General features: G+C 56.9%; 22 protein-coding genes. 4 read left to right on the forward strand and 18 right to left on the reverse strand.

The features are described 5' to 3' along the window. Positions 1 to 43: 43 nt before the first annotated feature. The gene (gene trpB, locus Q1B15_RS13400; protein WP_299754352.1) at positions 44 to 1,276 is read left to right on the forward strand and encodes a tryptophan synthase subunit beta; all 1,233 of its coding nucleotides are present in this window, start codon (positions 44 to 46) and stop codon (positions 1,274 to 1,276) included. 27 nt (positions 1,277 to 1,303) lie between these two features. On the opposite strand, the gene Q1B15_RS13405 is transcribed toward trpB, so the two are convergent. The 6 genes from Q1B15_RS13405 to Q1B15_RS13430 form a co-directional block, all read right to left on the reverse strand. Continuing rightward, the gene (locus tag Q1B15_RS13405) at positions 1,304 to 1,678 is read right to left on the reverse strand and encodes a DUF2237 domain-containing protein (RefSeq protein ID WP_299754354.1); all 375 of its coding nucleotides are present in this window, start codon (positions 1,676 to 1,678) and stop codon (positions 1,304 to 1,306) included. Between the two features lie 34 nt (positions 1,679 to 1,712). Beyond that, the gene (locus tag Q1B15_RS13410; protein ID WP_299754356.1) at positions 1,713 to 2,600 is read right to left on the reverse strand and encodes a DUF2332 family protein; all 888 of its coding nucleotides are present in this window, start codon (positions 2,598 to 2,600) and stop codon (positions 1,713 to 1,715) included. 140 nt (positions 2,601 to 2,740) lie between these two features. Then, positions 2,741 to 3,421 (reverse strand): aminoacyl-tRNA hydrolase, encoded by a 681-nt coding sequence (gene pth / locus Q1B15_RS13415; RefSeq protein ID WP_299754359.1) that lies wholly within the window; start codon positions 3,419 to 3,421, stop codon positions 2,741 to 2,743. A 12-nt stretch (positions 3,422 to 3,433) separates the two neighbouring features. Beyond that, on the reverse strand, positions 3,434 to 4,219 hold the full coding sequence (locus Q1B15_RS13420; RefSeq protein WP_299754361.1) for an ion transporter: 786 nt from the start codon (positions 4,217 to 4,219) through the stop codon (positions 3,434 to 3,436). A 40-nt stretch (positions 4,220 to 4,259) separates the two neighbouring features. Continuing rightward, a complete protein-coding gene (locus Q1B15_RS13425) occupies positions 4,260 to 4,829 on the reverse strand; it encodes a DUF6778 family protein (RefSeq protein WP_299754363.1) in 570 nt (189 codons plus the stop codon). 126 nt (positions 4,830 to 4,955) lie between these two features. Further along, positions 4,956 to 5,399: an Lrp/AsnC family transcriptional regulator gene (locus Q1B15_RS13430; RefSeq protein WP_299754365.1), complete on the reverse strand. Its 444-nt coding sequence runs from the start codon at positions 5,397 to 5,399 to the stop codon at positions 4,956 to 4,958. Positions 5,400 to 5,481: 82 nt separating this feature from the next. On the opposite strand from Q1B15_RS13430, the gene Q1B15_RS13435 reads away from it, so the two are divergent. Continuing rightward, entirely contained in the window at positions 5,482 to 6,072 is a 591-nt protein-coding gene (locus tag Q1B15_RS13435; protein WP_299754410.1) for a LysE family translocator, read from the forward strand. 403 nt (positions 6,073 to 6,475) lie between these two features. Here the strand turns inward: Q1B15_RS13435 and Q1B15_RS13440 are convergent, their stop codons facing one another. The 3 genes from Q1B15_RS13440 to meaB form a co-directional block, all read right to left on the reverse strand. Next, positions 6,476 to 6,925 (reverse strand): low molecular weight protein-tyrosine-phosphatase, encoded by a 450-nt coding sequence (locus Q1B15_RS13440; RefSeq protein WP_299754367.1) that lies wholly within the window; start codon positions 6,923 to 6,925, stop codon positions 6,476 to 6,478. 319 nt (positions 6,926 to 7,244) lie between these two features. Next, the gene (rpmB, locus tag Q1B15_RS13445; RefSeq protein ID WP_299754369.1) at positions 7,245 to 7,535 is read right to left on the reverse strand and encodes a 50S ribosomal protein L28; all 291 of its coding nucleotides are present in this window, start codon (positions 7,533 to 7,535) and stop codon (positions 7,245 to 7,247) included. Between the two features lie 156 nt (positions 7,536 to 7,691). Further along, complete coding sequence (gene meaB / locus Q1B15_RS13450; protein ID WP_299754412.1) at positions 7,692 to 8,696, reverse strand: methylmalonyl Co-A mutase-associated GTPase MeaB; 1,005 nt, start codon at positions 8,694 to 8,696, stop codon at positions 7,692 to 7,694. A gap of 79 nt (positions 8,697 to 8,775) precedes the next feature. Here meaB and hrpB point away from each other — a divergent pair, with 79 nt between their 5' ends. After that, positions 8,776 to 11,178 (forward strand): ATP-dependent helicase HrpB, encoded by a 2,403-nt coding sequence (gene hrpB / locus Q1B15_RS13455; RefSeq protein ID WP_299754371.1) that lies wholly within the window; start codon positions 8,776 to 8,778, stop codon positions 11,176 to 11,178. Positions 11,179 to 11,608: 430 nt separating this feature from the next. On the opposite strand, the gene Q1B15_RS13460 is transcribed toward hrpB, so the two are convergent. From Q1B15_RS13460 to pgsA, 3 genes are read right to left on the reverse strand one after another with little or no spacing between them, the layout of a single operon-like run. Beyond that, a complete protein-coding gene (locus Q1B15_RS13460) occupies positions 11,609 to 12,049 on the reverse strand; it encodes a molybdenum cofactor biosynthesis protein MoaE (RefSeq protein WP_299754373.1) in 441 nt (146 codons plus the stop codon). After that, the gene (gene moaD / locus Q1B15_RS13465) at positions 12,049 to 12,297 is read right to left on the reverse strand and encodes a molybdopterin converting factor subunit 1 (RefSeq protein WP_299754375.1); all 249 of its coding nucleotides are present in this window, start codon (positions 12,295 to 12,297) and stop codon (positions 12,049 to 12,051) included. Before moaD ends, Q1B15_RS13460 begins: the two co-directional genes overlap by 1 nt. Next, complete coding sequence (gene pgsA, locus Q1B15_RS13470) at positions 12,294 to 12,971, reverse strand: CDP-diacylglycerol--glycerol-3-phosphate 3-phosphatidyltransferase (protein ID WP_299754377.1); 678 nt, start codon at positions 12,969 to 12,971, stop codon at positions 12,294 to 12,296. The genes moaD and pgsA overlap by 4 nt, the downstream gene beginning before the upstream one ends. Positions 12,972 to 13,060: 89 nt before the next feature. Between pgsA and Q1B15_RS13475 the strand changes: the two genes are divergently transcribed. After that, positions 13,061 to 13,738, forward strand: a complete 678-nt coding sequence (locus tag Q1B15_RS13475) for a hemolysin III family protein (RefSeq protein ID WP_299754379.1) — start codon at positions 13,061 to 13,063, stop codon at positions 13,736 to 13,738. On the opposite strand, the gene uvrC is transcribed toward Q1B15_RS13475, so the two are convergent. The 6 genes from uvrC to Q1B15_RS13505 form a co-directional block, all read right to left on the reverse strand. Next, positions 13,735 to 15,600 carry an excinuclease ABC subunit UvrC gene (gene uvrC, locus Q1B15_RS13480; protein ID WP_299754381.1) on the reverse strand — a complete coding sequence of 622 codons (1,866 nt, stop codon included), beginning with the start codon at positions 15,598 to 15,600 and terminating at the stop codon, positions 13,735 to 13,737. The genes Q1B15_RS13475 and uvrC overlap by 4 nt on opposite strands. Positions 15,601 to 15,900: 300 nt before the next feature. Continuing rightward, the gene (locus tag Q1B15_RS13485; RefSeq protein WP_299754383.1) at positions 15,901 to 16,686 is read right to left on the reverse strand and encodes an SDR family oxidoreductase; all 786 of its coding nucleotides are present in this window, start codon (positions 16,684 to 16,686) and stop codon (positions 15,901 to 15,903) included. After that, positions 16,683 to 17,630 (reverse strand): calcium/sodium antiporter, encoded by a 948-nt coding sequence (locus Q1B15_RS13490; protein ID WP_299754385.1) that lies wholly within the window; start codon positions 17,628 to 17,630, stop codon positions 16,683 to 16,685. Before Q1B15_RS13490 ends, Q1B15_RS13485 begins: the two co-directional genes overlap by 4 nt. A 179-nt stretch (positions 17,631 to 17,809) precedes the next feature. After that, on the reverse strand, positions 17,810 to 18,610 hold the full coding sequence (locus Q1B15_RS13495; protein WP_299754387.1) for a S49 family peptidase: 801 nt from the start codon (positions 18,608 to 18,610) through the stop codon (positions 17,810 to 17,812). A gap of 177 nt (positions 18,611 to 18,787) precedes the next feature. Next, on the reverse strand, positions 18,788 to 19,549 hold the full coding sequence (locus tag Q1B15_RS13500) for an ABC transporter permease (protein WP_299754389.1): 762 nt from the start codon (positions 19,547 to 19,549) through the stop codon (positions 18,788 to 18,790). Next, positions 19,546 to 20,475 carry an ABC transporter ATP-binding protein gene (locus Q1B15_RS13505; RefSeq protein ID WP_299754391.1) on the reverse strand — a complete coding sequence of 310 codons (930 nt, stop codon included), beginning with the start codon at positions 20,473 to 20,475 and terminating at the stop codon, positions 19,546 to 19,548. Before Q1B15_RS13505 ends, Q1B15_RS13500 begins: the two co-directional genes overlap by 4 nt. Positions 20,476 to 20,495: the final 20 nt, after the last annotated feature.

The raw sequence follows: 20,495 nt of genomic DNA on the forward strand, positions 1-20,495 counted from the left end.
CTGACACCTCGTTAGACCTGCGCAGTCAGATGTGGAGAGTGTGATGGCGAACGATCTTTTCAATTCATTCATGACCGGCCCCGACGAGAACGGGCGCTTTGGTGATTTCGGCGGGCGCTTTGTTTCTGAAACGCTGATGCCGCTGATCCTCGAGTTGGAAGCCCAATACGAGCATGCGAAGACGGACCAGAGTTTCTGGGACGAGATGAATTTCCTGTGGAAGCACTATGTCGGCCGTCCTTCGCCGCTTTACCACGCTGAGCGCCTGACCGAGCATCTTGGCGGCGCGAAAGTCTACATGAAACGCGACGAGCTGAATCACACCGGCGCCCATAAGATCAACAATGTGTTGGGTCAGATCATCCTTGCACGGCGTATGGGAAAGACACGGATCATTGCCGAAACAGGCGCTGGCCAACACGGCGTTGCTACTGCGACCGTTTGCGCGAAATTTGGTTTAAAATGTGTGGTTTATATGGGCGCCCACGATGTCGAACGTCAGGCACCAAACGTCTTCCGCATGAAGCTTCTTGGCGCTGAGGTTGTCCCTGTCACTTCGGGCCGCGGAACTTTGAAAGACGCGATGAACGACGCGCTTCGCGACTGGGTCACAAATGTCCGCGACACGTTCTATTGCATCGGAACAGTCGCCGGGCCGCACCCTTATCCGGCAATGGTCCGCGATTTTCAGGCCATTATTGGTACCGAAACCAAGTCTCAGATGATGGAGGCCGAAGGCCGCCACCCCGATACTCTCATCGCCGCCATCGGTGGTGGTTCCAACGCGATGGGTCTGTTCTTTCCGTTCCTGGATGACAAAGAAGTCTCTATTATTGGCGTCGAAGCAGGTGGCAAGGGCGTTAACGCAAAGATGGAACACTGCGCCTCGCTCACCGGCGGTCGCCCCGGCGTGCTTCACGGAAACCGCACTTACCTCCTTCAGGACGACGATGGGCAAATCCTCGAAGGCTTCAGCATTTCAGCGGGCCTCGACTATCCGGGCATCGGGCCAGAACACTCATGGCTCCACGAGATCGGTCGCGCGCAGTATGTCGCCATCACGGATGTTGAAGCGCTGGAAGCGTTCAAGCTGTGTTGCGAGTTGGAAGGTATTATCCCCGCCCTCGAGCCAAGCCACGCGCTTGCCCATGTGATGAAAATCGCCCCGGATTTGCCGAAAGATCATATCATTTGCATGAACATGTGCGGCCGAGGCGACAAGGATATCTTTACCGTGGCAAAAGCGCTTGGCGTCGAGATGAATACGGGCGGATAGTCGGCTTAATCCGTCCGACCGGACAGGTTATTCCTCGAATGCATGCGCCATAAGGACGTCAAGCGGGACAGTATCCAGCGTCTTCAAGTGCGTCGCTTCCAAACGAATAAGCGGCCCAGCGCCTTCTTCGGCGGCCTGTAAGAAACGCGCTGCGCAAAGGCACCACCGATCTCCGGGTTTCAGCCCCGGAAACATGAATTCCGGGCGCGGCGTCGACAGGTCATTTCCGAGGTATTTTGAAAACGCCAGGAATTCGGCGGTCAATACTGCGCACACCGTGTGCTGTCCTGTGTCTTCGTCGCAGGTGTTGCACGCTCCATCGCGAAAATACCCTGTCACCGGATCTGTTGAACAAGACTCCAACGGTTCCCCAAGTATATTCACGGCCGGGTCTTTTTGCATTTTTTCGCTCCCCTGAAGCTGCATTTAGCGCGCCTTAAACGCCGGTCCAGTTTACCCAACGTCCATGAAAGTCTCCATGTGCAATCTGTCGGGAAGCCCCACCCGGCCACATTTCAAGTTTGACCGCCGCCCCAACGCCGCCCTCCGCTTCCATCGACAAATGGGCGAAAGGCGCCTCATCCGTCGCGCATGATCCGGTTTTCTCAGTCGCTTCGCGCACTTTGGCGCGGGTCTCAGAGGTAAAATACTGCCAAGCCACCGTTTGATAGACACCGCGGCCTGTCTTTGCCGGGGCTTCCAAAACCTCGGCCAACCAGTCCCTCGCGTCCCCGCAGTCAATCTTGGGCGGATCCACCTTCGCAATTCCGATTGCTGCACGCGTGTGCGACATGCGGTCGGGCTGGTCCGGCCAGAGGTAGGCCAAAAGCCGAAGCTGATCCGTTGGATCTGTTGGGTCCAGCGGGTTTAGATCAACCGCTCGCCGCGAGACAACGGTCTGAAGCCGCGTCGGCGGAAGCGGTCCACTCCCGTCCGGGTGAAGCCGCACAGTCGCATCTGGATTGCCAATCGCAGCCCCCGGAAACTGTCGATGGAACTGATCGGCATAGAGGTTAAGCCCTCCACTTGCTCCCAACTCGAAAAGATCAAGCGGGCGTCCAAAACGCTCCTCGATAAGCGCAAGCGCAGGAAGGATCACTGCCGCACGCAGAACCTCGTTGGTCTGCGGCGCGCTTTGCCGCCATAAAAATATTCGCTTCGGGAAACGCAAAAGCGTTGGCTCGACCGCTGCCCAAAGCGCTTCGTTGTCACCCTCTTGCGAAGGGTAAACACCCTCCAGAGCAAGTCCTTCAATGCCCAATGCGTGACGTGCGCCTGCCAATCTTAGGGGAACGTTGTCGCTTTGTCGTCGCGGGTCGCCCAATCAGCCAAGTACATAGTCGCTTACCGCCGAACCGCCGCGCAAACGATCAGCGCAAAGCCCCATGAGTCACGCCATAAATGGAGAATAGAGCTTCGCGCATGCAACAGATTGCGACCGGAACGCACCAGGTATGTCAAAGCTCAACGAAACTTGTCCGCAAGGCGCTGCAAAGGCGACCGTGCATCATTCTCTACAGGCGCATGCACCTGCTCGGGCACACTCTTTTTGGACGCGGCCGAAGGGGACGATCTTGGCGGATTAAGCCGTAAAGCAACGGCATTTAGAAACCGTCCTGTATCACCGTCAGCCAGATATCCAGCACCGTCGCAAACACCGCGAAGCATATCGTCCAGCCAATTCTGATCAGCCTTGGCAAAGTCCTTCAAGACAAATCCTGCAACAGCATCTTTGTGACCCGGATGCCCGACGCCCATGCGAACCCGCTGATACTCGGAAGTGATGTGCTGATGCAGCGACCGCAGCCCGTTGTGCCCAGCATGGCCGCCGCCCTGCTTCACCCGCAACTTCGCCGGAGCAAGATCAATTTCGTCGTGAAATACGGTGATGTCAGCGGGCGTCAGCTTATAAAAGCGCATCGCCTCACCGACGGATTGTCCCGAAAGGTTCATGAAAGTCTCGGGCTTCAAAAGGATAACTTTTTCGCCCCCAAGCTGCCCTTCAGAAACCTGCCCCTGAAACTTTCCGCGCCACGGCGCGAAACCGTGCTCCGATGCAATGCGATCAAGCGCCATGAACCCGATGTTATGGCGGTTTTGGGCATATTTTGCGCCGGGATTTCCAAGGCCAACAAAGAGCTTCATTGCCGCCAGACCCTATCTGTCTACTTTCAGCGCCGCAAGCTCAGCGCGAAGCCCGCGCACCTCGCGCAAAATCTCTGCACTTTCAATTTTCATCGATTCGCGCTCGTCATGCGCGATCTCTGCATTCTCAGATTGCATCGCGTCAACGATCACGCCGATGAACAGATTCAAAACAGCAAACGCAGTCACAATTATAAATGGCACGAACAGCAGCCAAGCCAAGGGGAAAACCTCCATAACGGGGCGAACGATGCCCATGGACCAACTCTCAAGCGTCATGACCTGAAACAACGTATAAGCCGACGCGCCAAGCGTGCCAAACCACTCAGGAAAGGCGCCCCCAAGCAGCTTCGTGGATATTACGCTAAAGACAAAAAAGATCAGACCCAACAGAGCAACAATGGACCCCATGCCAGGCAGGGCGGTCAGCAATCCAGCGACCACGCGGCGCATTTGCGGCACAGCAGACACAAGGCGTAGCACCCGCAAAATACGGAATGCACGCAGCGCCGAAAGCGCCCCAGTCGCAGGAACAAGCGCAACGGCGACAATTATGAAATCGAATATGCGCCAAGGGTCTCGCCAGAAACCACGAAAATCGACAGCGAGCCGCAGGAGAATCTCGACGACAAAGATCCCAAGGATCAGCTTGTCGATCCAAAGGATCAAAGACCCAGCCGCTGCCATGATCGCCGGACTGGTTTCAAGCGCCAGACCAATCGCGTTTACGATGATCAAAATCATGATCGTTGGCTCGAAGCGGCGATGGTTCAGTATGCGGGAAAGAGAAGCTTTCACGGTATCCTCAAAGTCATGGGTCTTTTTTGGAAGATGTGGTCTAAACTGTCCGAGGCAAGGGACTATCGGCCAATGCTGCAAAATTCCCATCTTTGGTGAGGACCAAACCCCAACCACCCGCGTATGACAGCAGCGATGTGTTAGACAACACGCTCACGCTGGCTCTGCCAATTGATGGCAGCCGCGATAGCTGCCATGTCCATATTTGCTTCCAGATTGGCGGAAATAAATTCGTTGGCAACAATTGCCTCACCCATTTCCGCATCAAAACCGCACGGGATAAGGCGGATGACATGCACCGCAGCAGACGCGCTTGCAACCCCGTGGGCGTGACGCACTGAAACGTCAGGCCGTCATCAAGGACGGCTGCCACCTGCGCGCGGCAATCCCCGACGGGTTCTCCCTGCCAAACAATACCGGCCCGAGGCGCAAACATATTGTTGTTTGAAACACTGAGCGTATCGGGAACAACCGCCACCACATCGACGACGCGCCACGCCTGAGTGACAATGGTACTGGGTGGATCGTCGTAAGCGACTTCCGAGTTTCCGCCACATCCGGCCAGAAGCATCAGCGCAAGCGCGTCAGCAATAGCGCGCCTGTGTTCCATTCGATCTTTGTGGGCCTTTCCATGCCTCTTACTAGGCAGGTATCTAAACTCTGTTCGCCGACTGTTGTTAAAGATACTGGCTCTTTAAAGGCAATCAGCGCGCATTGTTTCGCAAATGACGCCCCGTCAGGCCCGCAAATCCTTGGGCGAGCCCATAACAACGTAGGACGTGATCGCACTCACTTGGGGCAAAGTCCCTAAAACGTTTGTATGAAAGACTTTATAAGCAGCCAAGTCGGCCGCCTCGACACGCAAGAGGTATTCAACGGTGCCAGTCACATTGTGGCATTCGATCACTTCCGGTGCGCGGGAAATCGCGCGTTCGAAGGCTTCCTGGCTATCCTTGGTGTGGATTGACAAGCCGACAGTAATGTAGGCCGTGAACCCGATTCCAAGGCGCACACGGTCCGTCTGAACGCGATATCCGGTGATTACTCCTGTGCGCTCAAGTTCTTGCACCCGCCGCAAACATGCCGAAGGTGACAGACCGACGCGGTCAGAAAGGTCAAGGTTCGATAGGCGCGCATTGAGAGCCAGTTCACGCAATATCTTTTTGTTTATAGCGTCCATATTGTGAATTTATTGCGCAATTGCCGCCCTCACAAGCGACTATGCAATCCCATGAGGCCAAAGTTTGTTAATAATTGCATCCATGTGGACTGACACGCTTCTACCTCTTGTGACCTTCGCCTTCGTGACATCCATCACGCCGGGCCCGAACAACCTTATGCTTATGGCATCAGGCGCAAATTTCGGATTTCAACGCACAATTCCTCACATGCTAGGCGTTGCTTTGGGCTTCGTTTTTATGGCATTTCTGATGGGCATAGGATTGTCCCAAATCTTCGAAACGTGGCCGCGTTTACGCGATGTCCTCACCATTTTCAGTGTCGCCTACCTCCTGTGGCTTGCCTGGAAGATCGCGCATGCGGCCGCTCCAAAAGAAGGAATGGCGGCGGGCAAACCCCTTACCTTCTTGCAGGCAGCGGCGTTCCAATGGGTGAACCCGAAAGCATGGTCAATGGCTCTTACGTCTGTCACGCTCTACGCGCCAGATGACACCCCCCTTGCCATGTTTTTTGTAGCTGCAGTGTTTGGCGCGGTTAACCTTCCCTCGGTCAGCACGTGGTGCATATTGGGGCGCGAAATGCGGCGCGTTCTCACAAATCCCAACCGATTGCGCCTTTTCAATTGGGCAATGGCAGGCATCCTCGTGGCGTCCCTTTATCCAGCACTGCTTTGAGCGCGCCAAAAAAGTCTCGCTCTGTCACCCCCCCTGTGGCAGAACCAACTAACGAAGAGCGCGAACCAATCGCGCCAACGGGGCAAGACATACAAGGTAATAGCATGAAACGTTTTGCGTTTATTGGTGTACTCATGGCAACGATAGCCGGACCTTCGCACGCCAACGCGATCAAGAGCGCCTGTTTGAATTCGGATCGCGCGGGCGGGAATTACGCCTTGTGTGGTTGCATTCAGGATGCTGCAAACCGAACTCTGACCACGCGCGATCAACGTTTGGCAGCCACATTCTTCAGCAATCCCCATCGCGCGCAGGAAATCCGCCAGTCCAGCAGCCGGTCGAATGCATCTTTTTGGGAGAGATATCGCAATTTCGGCAACGCCGCAGAAACATTCTGTCGTGGCTAAGGCTCTAGCGATGCAAGCACTCCGTCTGAGGCGCATTCAATAAGATCCAGCGCGCCTTCAAAGTCGCGGGTGTAATAGGGATCAGGAACCTCTCTACGCCCCGTTTGGGGCGCATAGTCGAGAAATAACCGAAGGTTCGCTCGCGACTTAACGGGCTGCATGTGGGCAAGGGTATCCAGATTCTCGCTGTCCATCGCAAGGATAAGATCAAAGTCTTCAAAATCCTGAACAACCACCTGCCGCGCACGCAGCAGCTTCAGATCGTAACCGCGTAAACCCGCCGCGTCGATCGCCGGTCCATAGGGCGGATCGCCCTTATGCCAGTCGCTCGTCCCGGCACTGTCGATATCAAGATGCGGCGCCTTATAGCGCAAAACACCCTCTGCTGTCGGAGATCGGCAAATATTCCCCAGACAGACAAATAAAATACGCGTGACTTCGGGCATGTTCAGACTTTCTCCAGGGCTCGTCCCGACCGGCAATCCGGCGAAGATCGTGGCATTGACCGCACCCCGCCCGATATTGTCTGGTTCGGCGAATATTCCGTGCTAAGGGACGAAGCCGACCGTGAGGGCGCTACGACATCTGAGATCATCCTGGTGCCCACTGAGGTTTTGGCCCTTTTGGACAACAAACGACTGGAACCAGTAAGTAACGTCGTCCCACTTTGGGTGAACAAGCCCCTTCACGTCGCGCAAACAAACCACTAAACGCGAAAACCCCGCCCAATAGGGCGGGGTTTTCCAGTAAATCTAAGCGGACGGATCAGGCGACGACTTCTTGTGCCTTAACGATCGCCTTTTTCACCTTAAGCGCGTTGGACGACAGATCAATGTCCTTTGCTTTCGCAAGGAACGCATCCAAACCACCACGGTGGTCTACAGTACGCAGAGCCGACGTTGATACGCGCAGGCGCACAGTGCGTCCGAGCGTTTCAGACATCAGTGCTGTCTCGGTCAGGTTCGGTAAGAACCGACGCCTGCTTCGGTTTTTGGCGTGGCTGACATTGTTGCCAGACATCGGGCCCTTTCCGGTCAATTCGCAGCGGCGCGACATGGGCTAATCCTCGATCTTTTGTCTCAGTAAAGAAGGCCGCTCGGGGCCCCCCTCAATACAAACGGGCAGCGCCATCGGCCCTGCCCAAGAATCCGTTCGCGGTGGATAGGTGGAATCCCAGCGGGCGTCAAGTCTCTGTCGTCGAAAGACGTGTGCCTAAACAGGATCGTTCCCAAGTCGGCCAAGCACCTCAGCCGCAGCCGCCCCGGGCGCACGACGGCCCTCGGCGACATCGTCCGAAAGCCGCGCCATTGCCGCATCCGCTTTTGGATCAGATGCAAGGCGACGTAAAAGACCTTGCCGCACTTCGTCTGCGAACCAACCACGCGCCTGCTGCGCCCGCCTTGAATCCCAAAACCCTGTCTCCTGACGAAACACCGCAAGCTTCTGCATCTCGCCCCAAGCCTCGCTCAACCCGGTTTCGTCAAGCGCCGATACCGTCATCGCCTTTGGAAAATCTTCCGGGTCTCCATCGCGTTTGCGCCAAAGCCGAAGCGCTCCGGCATAGTCGGCTGCTGTTCGGATGGCGGTCGATTTCAAGTCACCATCGGCCTTGTTCACAAGGACGAGATCCGCAATCTCCATAATCCCGCGCTTCACGCCTTGCAGTTCGTCGCCCCCTGCGGGCGCTAAAAGCAGCACAAACAGGTCCGACATCTCGGCCACGATGGTTTCAGATTGACCAACACCGACCGTCTCAATCAAAACGATATCAAACCCAGCCGCTTCGCAAAGCGCCACCGCGTCCCGTGTACGGCGTGCCACACCACCAAGATGGGTCTGGCTTGGCGACGGTCGGATAAACGCATTGGGTTCGCGGGCAAGTCGCTCCATCCGGGTCTTGTCGCCTAGGATGGACCCGCCGGTTCGCGTTGACGACGGATCGACGGCGAGAACTGCAACCCTACGCCCCGCTTTCGTCAACCGGCATCCAAACGCTTCAATAAACGTGGATTTACCGACACCCGGTGTGCCCGAAAGACCTATCCGCAACGCTTGACGACCCGACGATGCGAGCGTTTCAAGCAATGCGTCCGCATCGCCGCGATGATCAGCCCGCGCGCTTTCGATCAGTGTAATTGCGCGCGCTAAAGCACGCCGATCGCCATTCTGAACAGCTTTGGCTAGCCATGCCGTATCTTTGGAGCTCTTTTCGGTCATCGGCGGCGACTTTGGCGCGCCCGCGGCGGCCTGTCCAGTGGGGCTTTCACCCTCCTTCGCACCTTGCGATAAGCAGACCATGACAAGCCCTCTTCCCATCGACGACATACTGGCCACGTTGAACACGGCGCTGCGCGCTCACCGACAAGCCGTGTTGCAGGCTCCACCCGGCGCGGGCAAGACAACGCGCGTGCCATTGGCAATGCTGGAAGCGCGGTTTGTAGACGGTCGCATTCTGATGCTGGAACCCCGTCGCCTGGCAACGCGCGCGGCGGCCGAACGCATGGCCTCGACACTTGGAGAAACCGTCGGAGAAACCGTCGGCTACCGCATTCGAGGCGAAGCGAAGGTGGGACGCGCGACGCGTATCGAAATTGTGACAGAGGGCATCCTGACCCGCATGATCCAAAGCGACCCTACCCTTGAAGGCGTCGGCGCGGTGATTTTCGATGAGTTCCACGAGAGATCGCTGAACGCCGACCTTGGGCTGGCCCTTGTTCTTGATGTCAGGTCTGCCCTTCGCGAAGACCTGGTCTTGCTGGTGATGTCCGCGACACTGGACGCCGGTCCTGTCGCGGAACTGATGGGCGGCGCACCGATTATTACCTCTGAGGGGAAAAGCTTCCCGGTCGACACGCGTTGGTTGGACAAACCAAATCCAAAAGGGCAACGGCTTGAACCGGCGATGGCCGCCCTGATTGAGCACGCTGCGTCGAAAAGCGAAGGCGGAATTCTAGCGTTCCTCCCGGGCGAACGGGAGATTCGTCAAGTCGCATCCCTGCTGAGTAACCGCCTGAACGGCTTCACACTTCTCCCGCTCTACGGATCGTTGCCATTCAAGGAACAACAACGCGCCCTTCGGCCTGTATCAGGAAGAAAGCTGGTTCTGGCGACCGCGATTGCAGAAACCTCGCTAACCATTCCGGATATTCGTGTTGTTGTGGATGGCGGACGCGCCCGCCGTGCGCGCTATGATCCCGGATCAGGGATGTCTCGGCTGGTCACCGAGCGCGTCACCCGTGCAGAAGCTGACCAACGTCGCGGGCGTGCCGGCCGTGTTGCAAAAGGCGTTTGCTATCGTCTCTGGACAAAAGGTGAGGAAGGCGCGTTGGCGCCGTTTCCCCCTGCCGAAATCGAAACCGCTGATCTGGCAAGCCTTGCGCTTGAACTGGCCGAATGGGGCAGCGTTGGCGTGCCGTTTCTCACTCCGCCGCCCGACGGCGCTATGGCGGAAGCACGCGGGTTGCTGGCCAGTCTCGGGGCCCTCGTGGATCAACGTCTCACGGATCACGGACGCGTTTTGGCAAGGACGCCGCTGCACCCAAGACTGGCCCATATGATCGCTATCGCGGGCGCCGATGCCGCCCCGCTTGCAGCTCTTCTGGGGGATCGTGACCCGCTGCGTGGCGTGGGCGCTGACCTCGGTTTGCGCCTGACAGCATTGAGAAGTGGGCAACGCGACGCGGGCCTTGAGCGCATCCGCGCAGAAGCCAAACGCCTTCGCGGCCGCGCACCGCCAACCACGCTTCATGACCCTGCCGAACAGGCCGCCTTGGCGTTCCCTGACCGCATTGGACTTCGACGTCCGGGAGATGATCCGCGCTGGCTTTTGTCGGGGGGGAAGGGTGCAAAGATGGACGCGTCCGACCCGATTGCGGGCGCGCGTCTTTTGGTAGTGACCGACACAGATGGACACCCGCGGGAAGCGATGATCCGCACCGCTTTGCAGATATCAGAGGCCGCTCTGCGCACGGTATTGGGCGACCGCATTGAGACCACGGAGGTCGTGGAATGGTCGCGGCGCGACGGGCGCGTTATCGCTCGGATCGAAGAACGCCTAGGCGCGATTGCATTGACTTCAAAGCCGTGGACGAAGGCGCCACACGATCGTGTGGCAACGGCAATGTTGGACGGTATCAGGCATCTTGGCCTTGCTTTTTCACCAGCCACCGAACGGTTCCGCGCGCGCGTGGCATTGGTTCGGGATGCGGGCCACGACCTTCCGAATATGAGCGATCAAATCCTTCTGGATAGCCTGGAAGGCTGGCTGCTCCCTCACCTTGGTCGCGTTAAAAGCGCCCATGATTGGAAAGGGTTCGACCTTTTGCCAGCGCTTCGCGCAGGGTTGAATTGGGAACAAACGCAAGTCCTTGATCGCGAAACCCCGGCCCATTTCGTCACGCCCTTGGGGCGTCGGATTCCAATAGATTATGCGCAGGAGGCGCCGGAAATAACTCTGCGACTTCAAGAAATGTTCGGTGTTACGCGACATCCGCAAGTGGCTGGGCGGCCCTTGCGGGTTACGCTGCTGTCACCGGGCAACAAGCCCGTTCAGACGACAATGGATATCCCCGGCTTTTGGGCGACGTCTTATGCTGATGTCCGCAAAGACATGCGGGGGCGCTATCCTCGCCACCCCTGGCCCGAGGACCCAACTGTGGCGGACCCGACGCTAAGGGCCAAACCGCGCGGCAAAACTTAACACGCCGTGCGCACGAGGGGCGATGCGCGAAAAAAGCCGGATGATTAATGCCAGCAAATCAAGGGAAACGCACGCCAATCGCAACGTCGGTTTTGCGTCGGTGCATGTTTCAGTAAGCTGGCAGAACAGCACTGTTTTGTGCAGCCTCCGTTAAGATTGGCAACCGCTTTCTTAGGCAGTTTGCCGGTAAGAATGAGCTTTCCTCCGCCAGCCCCTGTCACATTGAAAGTACACGCCCCAAAGCGCACCGGGGCATCGGATAGTTAACGCTGAGTTAGGTTTGGGAGGTTACATATGTCCATGCACGCAATGCAAGACCTCTCACAGAAATCGGTTCTTGTTGAGACTTCGGCGCGAGATGCGTCGAAGCCATAGGAGATGCGAGAAGCCGATTTGCGTCACACGCATTTTAAATCAATTACCTAGCCGCCTACCAGCGCTTCAATGCGTCTTCGTCCGCCTCTTTCGCCGCAACCCAAGTTTCGCCATCCGCGCCGCGCTCTTTTTTCCAGAATGGCGCGCGGGATTTAAGGTAATCCATTAAGTATTCTGCCGCCGCAAACGCATCAGCCCGATGGCGCGCCGCAGTGGCGACCATCATAATTTGCTCGCCAGGGGCCAATGATCCAAAACGATGGATCACCAGCGCATCGGCCAACGACCACCGCGCCACAGCTTTCGCACAGATCGCCTCAAGCGCTTTTTCGGTCATGCCGGGGTAGTGTTCAATTTCCATCGCCGACAGGGTGCCGCCTTCATCTCGCACAAGGCCGGAAAACGTGACAATGGCACCTGCACCGTTGGCTCCATCAGTAAATGACTGAACTTCGGCGCCCATGTCGAATGGCGCGGACTGAACGCGTACGCCCATCAGCCGCCCGTCATCGGGGGGAAGAACGCAACCTCGCGCGCGCCAGCCAATGGTGCCGACATCTCGGTCAGTTCCTGGTCAATGGCAACGCGCACCGACGCCATGTCTGAAAACGCCAAAGCGTGTGCATCGCTGCGGGTTTTAAGATATTCGACGAGATCTGCGACGGTTTCGGCAGTTGTGTCGATCTGCTCTTTCGGCGCGCCAATACGCTCGCGCAGCCACGCAAAGTAAAGGACGTCGATCATTCCGTATCCTTTAGATATGGGAGAGATTTTCGTAAGTAGTCCCATCCCGTCACGATGGTCAGAGTGGCGGCCGCCCAAAGTAGACCGACACCAATCCACCACGTGTACCAATAGGCATCGCTGATCAGCCGGACGTTCACCGGATCGTCGCCGCCAGCCAAAATCTCCGCGAGGATATCGCGATCCATGCCAACCGTGCGTTCGATCCACATGTGTTGGAAAATACCCGTGGAAAACAGAACCGCGATGGCAACCATTTGCGCCGTCGTCTTCCATTTGGCCAATTTGGTGACCTTTAGCGTGCCGGCGGTATCGCCAAGAAACTCGCGCAGGCCCGACACGAACACTTCACGGAACATGATGATTGTTGCGGGAAGAAGGATCCACGGATCCATGCCAACCCTGGGATCGCCACTGAGTGCGACAATCATCAAAAGCGCGATCACCACCATCGCCTTGTCGGCAATCGGGTCCAACATCGCGCCAAGCTTGGTCTCCTGTTTCCAGGCGCGGGCAAGGTAGCCGTCGATCCAATCGGTCAGCGCTGCGCTGACGAACAGGGTGAGGGCGAACCAATCAGCCCAGGGGCGCGTGAAATAGAGAAACATGAGCACAAGTCCGGGCGCCGCAATGAGGCGGACCATCGTCAGGATATTTGGAATGTTCCATGTCATGCATTGCACTTAATACCCTCGGCCCCAAAGGGAAAGTGCCGTTGGGTGAGCGTTGCGAGAAACCTTGAACCCGCGCACTATGGGTCCATATGCGAGTTACCGAGCCCAGATATGCCGCGGCCATCCACATTTTGCTGGCTAGACGCGCAGGTTACACCCGGACCGAATACCTTTCGGACCTTGCGGTGCATCTGATCGGGACGATCGTTATTTTGACCTTCGTGCCGTTGCTTGTGGTGCTGGCTGTTGTGTCAGCGCATGGGGCGGCATCTGTGATCGGGATGGTGCTTTATGGCCTAAGCTTTGCGGCGATGATCCTGTGCTCGGCGGTTTACAATATCTTCCCGCACCCCGATTGGGAGTGGCTGTTTAAATGGCTCGACCATTCTGCAATTTATCTTAAGATTGCAGGTACATTCACCGGGTTTGCGATGATTGCAGGACAGGGATTTGTGATTGTCGGAGCGCTTTGGGCGGCGGCGGCGGGCATCTCGCTGAAGATGATCTGCCGGTTTCGCTTTCGTCGCACAAGCATCGCGCTCTATCTTGGGATGGGTTGGGCCGGTGGCCTGGTCGCGTTCGCGATATTCGCCGCTTTGCCGCCGCTGACAGGCAGTCTGATCGTCGGCGGCGGGCTGCTTTATACGGTCGGCACGGGGTTCTACCTTTGGCTGCAGCTGCCGTTTCACCTGACGATTTGGCATTGCTTTGTGCTGGTGGCGAGCCTGGCGTTTTATGCAGCAGCTGTGGTTGCTGTCCTGGGCTAGTTGCCGTGGAAGTGATCATAGATCGTCTCGGCAATCGCATTTGAAATCCCGTCGACCGCCTTCAGGTCGGTGAGGTTCGCGCGCCCGACAGCCTTTGCCGATCCAAAATGCGCGAGAAGGGCGCGTTTACGCGTCGATCCTACGCCCGGAACCTCATCAAGGGGTGTTGCGCCAACAGTCTTTGAGCGCTTCTGACGATGCGCGCCAATGGCAAACCGGTGAGCCTCGTCCCGCATGCGCTGAATGAAATACAGCACCGGATCGCCACGCTGAAGTGCAAAGGGACGCAAGCCCGTCCGGTGAAATTCTTCCTTGCCATGGTCGCGGTCCACGCCCTTGGCCACGCCGACCATCGGCACGTCTTCCACACCTAACTCGGCCAGTATCTGACGCACCGCGCTGACCTGCCCCGCACCGCCGTCGATCAGCAAAAGATCAGGCCAGTTTTCGGTCTCGCGGCTAGGGTCTTCTTTCAAAAGGCGTTTGAACCGGCGTGTCAGAACCTCTTTCATCATGCCAAAATCATCGCCGGGCGTGATGCTGTCGTCTTTGAAATTAAACTTGCGATACTGGCTTTTGAGAAAACCGTCGGGACCCGCGACGATCATCGCACCAACCGCATGTGCGCCCTGAATGTGTGAGTTATCGTAGACCTCAACACGGGTCGGAGCACTGTCCAGATCAAAGGCCTCTCCCAGCCCTGTAAGCAGTTTCGCCTGCGTCGCGGTTTCGGACATCTTGCGCGCAAGACTTTCGCGTGCGTTGCGCAAGGCACCGGCGACAAGTTCTTTCTTTTCACCGCGCTGCGGGATGAGAATCTCGACCTTCCGGCCCGCTTTCAAAGCGAGCGCCTCAGACATCAACTCGATGTCTTCAATCCCATCCGACAGCAGGATTTGCCTCGGCGGATCTTTGGTGTCGTAAAACTGACCGATGAAAGCCTGCATGATCTCGCGCGCATCGGCCCCCGCACCCGTGCGCGGGTAGTAATCGCGGTTGCCCCAATTTTGGTTGGCGCGGATGAAGAAGACCTGAACGCAGGCTTGTCCCCCCTCGACGTGCAGAGCAATGACATCCGCCTCGGCCACCCCGGTCGGGTTTACGGACTGGCTGCCCTGAACGAAGGTCAGCGCGCGCAGGCGGTCACGCAACGCGGCGGCACGCTCGAATTCCATTGCCTCGGAGGCTTTCTGCATCTCGGCGGCAAGCGTCTCCTGCACTTGTGTTGAGCGCCCCTGAAGGAATTTCTGAGCGTCTTTGACCAAACCAGCGTACGCGTCGTCGGAGATCAGCCCAACGCAAGGCCCAGCGCAGCGCTTGATCTGATAGAGAAGGCAGGGACGCGTGCGGCTTTCAAAGGTCGAGTCCGAGCAGTTCCGCAAAAGGAACACCTTTTGCAGCTGATTGAGCGTCCGGTTCACCGCACCTGCGCTTGCGAAGGGACCGAAATACTCGCCCTTCTCTTTCTTCGCGCCGCGATGTTTCTTGATCTGCGGAAAGGCGTGTTCCTTCGACAAAAGGATGTTCGGAAACGATTTATCATCGCGAAGAAGAACGTTGTAGCGGGGCTTTAATTGCTTGATCAGGTTCTGTTCAAGAAGCAGCGCCTCGGTCTCGGTCCGCGTCGTGAGGAACATCATCGTCGCGGTGTCACGGATCATACGGGCGATCCGCGGGCTGTGGCCGGTCGCCCGGGCGTAACTTGACACACGGGCCGTCAGATTGCGGGCCTTGCCGACGTAAAGCACCGCGCCCTTCTCATCGAGCATGCGATAGACCCCGGGCGAGCCATCCAACGTTTTCAGATACGACTGGATAACATCATGGCCGGTCAGGCTGGGTTTACGGATCTCTTCAGGCATAGCATTCGCTCTTATACGATTCTCTCCCTCGCTGCACCGCCACAAGGCCAGGAGCAAGAGAAAAGGCATCCACTTCTTCTGTGGATAAACCTTGGGACAAATTGGAACCGGAGGGATTTTTTCGTTTGATAATGCAGCATTCGCGTGACTGCCTAAAAATTAGGCTGTTCAGTAGGGCCTTGGAATCATTCAATATTTTGCTTAACGCGGCGCAACCAACTGAAAACATTAAGGTTTTCTTAACAGAAATGCGATAGCTCAGCGGCGGTGCAAAACTTTTGTCATCGCAGCGAAGTCTGACTATTCGACGCCCTGCACGTCAGGCGTCATCCAAGCCAGATGCTGGCCGCCATCGACGCAAATGAGCTGACCCGTGACGGCCGGAGCATCCAGAAAATAGGCAAGGGCATGCGTGATCCCGGACGGGTCCGCCCCACGCTTCAGGATCGTCGCCGCGCGCTGGTTTGCGAAGTGTTCCCGGCTTTGGCGCGTGCCTTGCATGGCAGGCCCCGGCCCGATGGCATTGACCCGCACTTTCGGGCCAAGCGCCTGCGCAGACGTCTGAGTCAGCGCCCAGAGGCCCATCTTGGCAATCGTGTAAGTCATGAACTCGGGCGTCAGTTTGCGGACACGCTGATCGATCATGTTCACCACAAGCGCCTTAGCGGTCGCGTCGCTCCATTCACCGCCGATATCGGGATCCGGGGCCTGTGCAGCGAAGGCCTGGGTCAGGACAAACGGCGCACGCAGGTTCGATTCCAGATGCCGATCCCAGCTTTCGCGGGTGGCGGTTTCGATATTGTCGTATTCAAAGATCGAGGCTGAATTCACAAGGACTGTCAGGGGTTGGCCCAAGGCTGCCGCGGCGGCGGGAACCAGTCTTTGCATATCTTCTTCGACGGTAAGGTCTGCGTGAACCGCAATCGCCTTCCGGCCCATGGCGCGAATTTCCGCCGAGACTTCTTCGGCCTCGTCCGCCGAATTATTGTAGTGGACCGCAACGTCAAACCCACGCTGCCCCAGCGAAAGCGCCATAGCGCGCCCAAGCCGCTTGCCAGCCCCTGTGACCAACGCAGCACTGCTCATACCTGCACCACGACCCAAATGTAGGCGACGTAAGCCGCGCAAAGCGAGATGCCCCAGCGGCGAGTCATGTTCCGGGCGTTCGAAAAGACAAACGGTGCGATCAGGACAGAGGCACCAAGCATCACCCAGAAGTCAAACCTCATGAAGGTCGTGGCAACCGGGATATCGCCGAAGAAGCTTGCGACGCCCATGATGCCCAACAGGTTAAACATGTTTGAGCCGATCACATTGCCCAAAGCAACGTCTGCCTGACGCCTGATGGCGGCCATGACGGTCGTTGCCAATTCAGGCAGCGAGGTGCCCAAAGCAACAAGCGTCAGCCCGATCACGCTGTCGGACACACCGAAGTTTCTGGCGATGACAAGCGACGCGTCCACAAAAATATTCGCCCCAAGCGGCAGACCGATGAGGCCAAGCAGCAGGAACAGACAAATTTTCCACCACGGCATATCCGGATCGACGCCTTCAAGGTCGTCTTCCATCGCTTTCATCGACCGTCGGTGGACCAACGCCTGCCTTGCCTGATCGCCCAGGATCAGTGCCAACATCGCCAGAAGGACCACCCCGTGAACCCATGTGATCGGCCCCATAAAGGCCAGGCCGACAAAGATTATGCTGGCAAACAGCATGGTCAAATAGCTTTTGCGCGTGTCGCATTCGGAGGTATTCAGCGTTGAAATCAATGCGGGTATGCCGAGGACCAGAAGGATATTTGCAGTGTTCGACCCGACCACATTGCCAAGCGCAAGACCCGGAGCTTCGTCCATAATAGCTGCAACAGAAATCAGAAGCTCTGGCGCCGATGTACCGAAGGCCACGACCGTCAGGCTGACGATCAACGCAGGAACCCCAAGCCGCAGGGAGGAATTCACGGCCCCGCGCACCAAAAGGTCGCCGGCCAGAAGCAAGATCACCAGACCTATGCCCGCAAAGAGAAACTCCATGCCTTACCCCTTCCCGCAGGGGCAAGCACTTTTGCCAATACGGTGGCGGCCGCAGGCCGAGCATTTCGCAGTATCAAGGCGGGTTTTCCAAGGCAAAATCCAACGCACTTTTCCAAACATCGCCAGAACGGCGATGACAACAAGAAAAAGCGTGACAGTCTTGATTAGCATATGAGACGTCAGACCCCGAAACGCGCGAAGGAGGCGCGGTCCTCAAAGGCTCCCAGCGCATCGTCTGTCACTTGCGCCCCGAGGCGACCAAGCAATGGTTTGCGCTGTTGGAACACTCGGAATTTCACCTTGTCGCCGAAGAGGTCTTTCATTTTCGGCACAAGATGAGCAACACCGTCGATGAGGCCCGTTTCAATTCCGGCGTCTCCCACCCAGATGTCTCCGGCAAACAGTTCCATGTCCGCATTCAGACGTCCGGCACGACGGGTTTCTACGTGATCGATGAAGCCTTGGTGAATGTGTTCCTGTAGCGCCTTGAGCCGTGTCACATCGTCCGCGTTTTCGGGACGGAACGGATCAAGCATGCTCTTTGATTTGCCAGCTGTGTAAACGCGACGTTCAATCCCGTAGCGCTCGATCAGATCAGTAAAGCCAAACCCAGCGGAGATGACCCCGATAGAGCCAACAATCGAGTGGCGATCCACCCAAATTTCGTCCGCCGCAGAGGCGATATAGTACCCCCCCGACGCGGCAACGTCTTCGACAAAGGCGTAAACCTTGATGTCTTTTTCCTCGGCCAGGCGACGAATGCGGGCCGCAATAAGCGACGACTGCGTTGGACTTCCGCCGGGCGAATTGATCGCCAAAGCGACAGCCGCAGGTTTGCCTTTGGTGAAGGCTTTTTGTATCAGGTCCGCAAGGCCTGCGTCATTCAACGCAGCTCCGCGGGCTTGTGCAGCGATGATCCCCTGCAGTCGAAGGACCGAGACCGTTGGCGGCGATTTCATGAATGGAATAAAGCGCTTCATGGAGACCGATGTAGGGTGTCCTTTGGGCCGCAACAAGTGAAGATGTCGCGCTGTTCATCGATATGTTGCGTCTGCGGTCACATCCTAGAAGGCGCCAGCACCCCGGCTAACGCCTCCCCCACGAGTATCCGCCCCCAAGAAGAAGCGCAATTTATTTTGAATTTCTGACATTAGTCTTCAGGCTTTCAGGCGATACCCCGTGCGAAAAATCCACCAGACGATCGCAAGACCAAGCGCGGTAAAGCCAGTGATTGCGATGAGGCTTGCAAGGACGGGCACGTCCGATGCGCCAAAGAACGACCACCGAAAGCCGGAGACAAGATAAAGCACAGGGTTAAACAGGGAAATCGTCTGCCAGATTGGCGGGAGCATGGTGATTGAATAAAACGATCCGCCAAGGAAAACGAGCGGCGTGATCACCAGAAGCGGAACGAGATTTAGTTGCTCAAAGCTTCTCGCCCAGATGCCGATGATAAACCCCAAAAGCGAGAAAGACACGCAAGTCAGGACCAGAAAGGCGATCATCCAAAACGGGTGTTGGATCGAAATATCTACGAAGGAAAAGGACGTGATCAGAATGATTATGCCGATTATCATCGCCTTTGTCGCGGCGGCGCCTACGTAACCGACGACTATTTCAAGGGAGGAGATCGGCGCCGAAAGGATTTCGTAAATTGTCCCGATGAATTTCGGGAAATAGATCCCGAAACTCGCGTTTTGTAGCGCCTGGGTCAGCACCGAGAGCATGATTAGCCCTGGCACAATGAACGCGCCATAACTCACGCCTTCAACAGAATCGATACGACTGCCGATTGCGGCGCCGAACACAACAAAATAAAGCGACGTAGACAAAACAGGCGAGACAATCGATTGAATGATCGACCGGAAGAACCGCGCCATTTCAAACCGCCAGATCGCGCGAATACCGTACCAGTTCATGCCGAGGCCTCCTGCACGAGAGTCACAAAGATGTCTTCCAGCGAACTTTGGTGCGTCTGCACGTCTCGAAGTCCCATGCCAGCCTCCCGAAGGTCTTTCAAAAGAGCGGTGATGCCGGTGCGTTCACCACGGGTGTCGTAAACGTAAACAACGGCAGACCCGTCATCGGCGCGCTGCAGATTGTATTTTGCCAGACTGTCGGGAATGGTTTCAACGCGCTCGGTCAGTTCGATCCGCATTTCCTTGCGTCCCATGCGGACAATCAAATCCTGCTTATCCTCAACCAGAAGAATTTCGCCGTTGTTGATTACGCCAACGCGGTCGGCGATGGCTTCCGCTTCTTCGATGTAGTGGGTCGTCAGGATGATCGTGACCCCGTCCTGGCGAAGCTGGTCGACCATGGCCCACATATCCTTGCGCAACTCCACATCCACACCTGCGGTGGGTTCATCAAGGAACAAAACTCGTGGCTCGTGGCTTAGCGCCTTTGCGATGAGGACGCGGCGCTTCATACCACCTGACAATTCGGCAATCCGCGCGTTCCGTTTGTCCCAAAGAGATAAGTCGCGCAGGACGTTTTCGATCAACGCGTCGTTCCTTGGCTTGCCAAACAGACCCCGCGAAAACCGCACGGTGTTTATGACGAACTCGAAGGGTTCGAGATTGATTTCCTGCGGCACCAGCCCGATCAGTTTGCGAGCCTCGCGATAGTCGCTTATGACGTCATGCCCGCCGACTTGGATGTGGCCGCTTGTCGGCGATGACAGACCACAAATCGTCGAAATCAAGGTCGTCTTCCCGGCTCCATTTGGACCCAGAAGGGCAAGGATTTCACCTTGCTCGATATCGAGGTTGATGTTCTTCAGCGCGTCAAACCCACCATCATAGGTCTTTGTGACGTTCTGAACTTCGACGATTGCGGGCATTTTTAAACCTCCTTCGCACA

Source organism: uncultured Boseongicola sp. (assembly GCF_937988555.1).
In the GTDB taxonomy this organism is placed as follows: domain Bacteria; phylum Pseudomonadota; class Alphaproteobacteria; order Rhodobacterales; family Rhodobacteraceae; genus Boseongicola.